The following is a 4,404-nucleotide window of genomic DNA, read 5'->3' on the forward strand; positions in this document are numbered from 1 at the left end:
CGGTGCCGTCGGCGTCCGCCGAGAACGCCTTGCAGCGGCCGTCGGGCGCCAGACCCCGCTGACGAGAGAACTCCACGAACGTGCCCGGAGAGGCCATCACCATCACGCCGCCCGCCAGCGCCAGATCGCACTCCCCCGACCGCAGCGACTGCACGGCGAGATGCAGCGCGACCAGCGACGACGAGCACGCCGTGTCCACCGTCACCGCCGGACCCTCCAGCCCGAACGTGTACGACACCCGGCCCGAGGCGACGCTGGCCAGACCGCCGGTGAGGAGGTAGCCCTCCACGGATTCCGCGCCTTCGAAGCGCCGTGGCCCGTACTCCATCGGGGCGATGCCCGTGAACACTCCGGTCTGGCTTCCCCGCAGTTCGGCCGCGTCGATGTCGGCGTGCTCGATCGCCTCCCACGACGCCTCCAGCAGCAGCCGCTGCTGCGGGTCCATCGCCAGCGCCTCACGCGGGCTGATCCCGAAGAAGCCCGCGTCGAACTCGGCCGCGTCGTACAGGAACCCGCCGTACCGGGTGGAGGAGGTGCCCCGGTCGTCCGGGTCCGGGGAGAACAGCCGGCCCAGGTCCCAACCGCGGTCGTCGGGGAACCGGCCGATCACGTCGGCGCCGGCGGCCACCAGGTCCCACAGCTCCTCCGGCGAGGACACCCCGCCCGGGAAGCGGCAGGCCATGCCCACGATCGCGATCGGCTCGTCGTGGCCGACCGTCCCGGCCGCCGGGGACGCCTCCGTGGTGCCGCCCAGCAGCTCCGCCCGCAAGTACCCCGCCAGCACCGCCGGTGACGGGTAGTCGAACAGCAGCGAGCTCGGCAGCGACAGGCCGGTGGCCGTGTTCAGCCTGTTCCTGAGCTCGATCGCGGTCAGCGAGTCGAAGCCCGCGTCCTTGAACGCGCCCGTCGCGTCGATCACGTCCGGCGTCGGGTGCCCGAGCACCAGTGCCGCCTGGCTGCGGACCAGGTCGAGGAGCGCGCGTTCCTGCTCCTCGGTGCTCATCCCGCGCAGCAGCCGCCCGAGCGCCACCTCGTCGGACGCACCGGCCGCCCGGCGTTCGATCGGCTTGTGCAGCAGTGCGCGCAGCATCGCGGGCACCGGGTCGGCGACCCTCGCCAGGTCCAGTCGTGCGGGAAGCACCGTCTCCGCCTGCGCGGCGAGCGCCGCGTCGAAGAGCACGAGCGCCTGGTCCTGCGGCAGCGGGGCGACGCCCAACCGCGCCCAGCGCGCCAGGTCGGCCGTGGCGAGCGTCGCTCCCATGCCGCCGGACTCCGCGGAGCCGTCCCACAGGCCCCAGGCGAGCGCCGTCGCGGGCAGGCCGAGCGTACGGCGGTGCCGGGCCAGGGCGTCCAGGAACCCGTTGGCCGCGGCGTAACTGGCCTGGCCCGCGCTGCCCAGCGTGCCCGCGCACGACGAGAACAGCACGAACGCCGACAGGTCGCGGTCGCGGGTCAGCTCGTGCAGGAGCCAGGCGGCCTCGGCCTTGGTCTTCCACACGGCGTCGAGCCGTTCCGGGCTCATGGCCGGGACGACGCCGTCGTCCAGGACACCGGCGATGTGCACGACCCCGGTCAGCTCCTTGCAGGAGCCGACGAGCGCGGCCAGCGCGTCGCGGTCGGACAGGTCGCACGCGGCCAGCTCGACCCGCGCGCCGAGCGCGGTCAGCTCGGCCGCCAGCTCGACGGCCCCGGCCGCCTGCGGGTCGCGCGTGGGCAGCACGAGGTCGCGTACGGCGTGCGCGGTGACGAGATGCCGGGTGACCGCTCGCCCCAGCCCGCCCGTGGCGCCGGTGACCAGGACGGTTCCTCCGGGCGTCCACGGCGCCTCCCCGGACGGCAGGTCGCGCTTGGCCAGCCGGGGGACGGATATCCTTCCTTCCCGCACCGCCAGCTGCGGCTCGTCGTAGGCGAGGGCGGCGGCGACGAGGTCCTGCGAGGCGCCGTCGTGGTCGAGCAGCACGAACCGGCCGGGGTATTCGGTCTGCGCGGATCGCACCAGACCCCAGACGGCCGCCGCGGCCGGATCGGCCCCCTGGCCGGTCGCGCCCTCGGTGAGGATCACCAGCCGCGAGGACGGAGGGTGGTCGCCGGCGAGCCGGTCCTGGATGGCGGAGAGCACACGGATCACGGCCTCGCGCGCCCGTGCCGTCTCGTCCTGCCCGTTCTCGGCCACCCAGGGCAGGAGCACGTCGTCGGAGGCCGGAAGGCCGCCGGCGGCCGGCACGGGGACCCAGTCGACCGCGAACAGCCCGGTGTGCTCCGCGGGCGGGCCGGCGGGGCCGGCGGTCTCCAGCCAGTACCGCTCGCGCTGGAAGGCGTAGGTCGGCAGGTCGACGTGGCGGGCCGGGACGGCGGCGAAGTAGGCGTCCCAGTCGACGGCGGTGCCGCAGGCGTGGAGCCGGCCGAGGGCCTGCACGAAGGTGCCGGCCTCCTCGCGCGCCTTGCGCGCGGCCGCGACGAACACGCCGCCGGTGAGCGTCTGCTGGGCCAGGCCCGTCAGGATCCCCTCGGGTCCGACTTCGACGAAGACGTCCGCCCCGGCGGCGGTGATCGCGTCGGCGAAGCGGACCGGCCGCCGCACGTGGTCGACCCAGTACCGGGCATCGGTGAGCCTCCCGGCCGCCGCGAGGCCGCCGGTGACGCTGGAGACGATCGGGACGCGGGGCTCGTGGTAGGTGACGGCGGCCGCGATCCGCTCGAACTCGGCCAGCATCGGCTCCATCAGCGGTGAGTGGGCGGCGTGCGAGACCCGCAGCCGGCGCGTGCGCGCGGCCGTCCGCCGGGCGATCTCCTCGACCGCGGACTCGACGCCGGAGATCACCACCGAGGTGGGCGTGTTGACGGCCGCGATGGCGACCTGGTCCTCGCGCCCTTCGAGGAGCGGCAGCACGTCGGCTTCCGCCGCGGTGATCGCGAGCATCGCTCCGCCCGCGGGAAGCTCCTGCATCAGCCGGGCCCGCGCCGCGATCAGCGTGCAGGCGTCGGTCAGGGAGAAGACCCCCGCCACGTGCGCGGCGGCGATCTCGCCGACGGAGTGGCCGACCACGACGTCCGGTTCGACGCCCAGGGAGCTCAGCAGGCGGTAGAGGGCGACCTCGAAGGCGAAGAGGGCGGGCTGGGTCATCAGCGTCTCGTCGAGCACGCCGCCGGGGTCGGTGAACATCACCTCGCGGAGCGGGTGCGGCAGCCGCGCGTCCAGCAGGGCGCAGATCTCCTCCAGCGCCTCGGCGAACACCGGGAAGGCGTCGGCCAGGTCGCGGCCCATCCCGACGCGCTGGCTGCCCTGCCCGGTGAACAGCATGGCCAGCTTCCCGCCGTGGCCGCTGCCGGTCACCACGCCGGTCACCACGCCGGTCGCCTCCGTGCGCTCGGCCAGGGCCCGCAGGCCCGCCAGCAGTTCTTCGCGGTCGGTGCCGACGATCACCGCGCGCTGCTCCATCAGCGTGCGCTCACCGGCCAGGGCGGCGGCGGTCGCGGCGATCGGCGTGTCCTGCGTCATCCACGACGCGAGCCGACCGGCCTGCTCCCGCAGCGCCTCCGGGCTCTTCGCGGAGATCAGCCAGGGCGTCACGGGCAGCTCGGCGTCATCGGCGTCATCGGCGGCCGGCTCCGCGGCCCCCTCTTCGATGATCACGTGTGCGTTGGTGCCGCTGATGCCGAAGGAGGAGACCGCCGCCCGGCGGGGGTGCTCCTCCCGCTCCCATCGGCGCTCTCCGGTCAGCAGCCGTACGGCCCCGGCCGACCAGTCCACGTGCGGCGTCGGCTCGTCGGCGTGCAGCGTCCGGGGCAGCACGCCGTGCCGCATGGCCATCACCATCTTGATCACGCCGCCGACGCCGGCGGCGGCCTGGGTGTGGCCGATGTTCGACTTCAGCGACCCCAGCCAGAGCGGCCGGTCCGCGGGCCGGTCCCGGCCGTAGGTGGCCAGGATGGCCTGGGCCTCGATCGGGTCGCCCAGCACGGTGCCCGTGCCGTGCGCCTCCACCGCGTCGACCTCGGCCGCCGACAGGTCCGCGTTGGCCAGGGCCTGGCGGATCACCCGCTGCTGGGAGGGGCCGTTCGGGGCGGTCAGGCCGTTGCTGGCGCCGTCCTGGTTGATGGCGCTGCCGCGCAGGACGGCGAGCACGCGGTGGCCGTTGCGGCGGGCGTCCGACAGCCGCTCGACGAGCAGCATGCCGAGGCCCTCGGCCCAGCCGGTGCCGTCGGCGTCCGCCGAGAACGCCTTGCAGCGGCCGTCGGGCGCCAGACCGCGCTGGCGGGAGAACTCCACGAACATGCCGGGTGAGGCCATCACGGTCGCGCCGCCGGCCAGAGCGAGGTCGCAGTCACCCGACCGCAGGGACTGCGCGGCCAGGTGCAGCGCCACCAGCGACGACGAGCACGCCGTGTCCACCGTCACCGCCG

1 protein-coding gene is annotated in these 4,404 nt (G+C 74.9%); it reads right to left on the minus strand.

Annotation, left to right across the window (positions count from 1 at the left end; all coding sequences use genetic code 11):
* Positions 1-4,404: SDR family NAD(P)-dependent oxidoreductase (locus ACWJ6R_RS30880; protein WP_449065602.1), on the minus strand; the 4,404-nt coding region annotated here is incomplete at both ends.

The organism is Planomonospora algeriensis, from assembly GCF_977012225.1.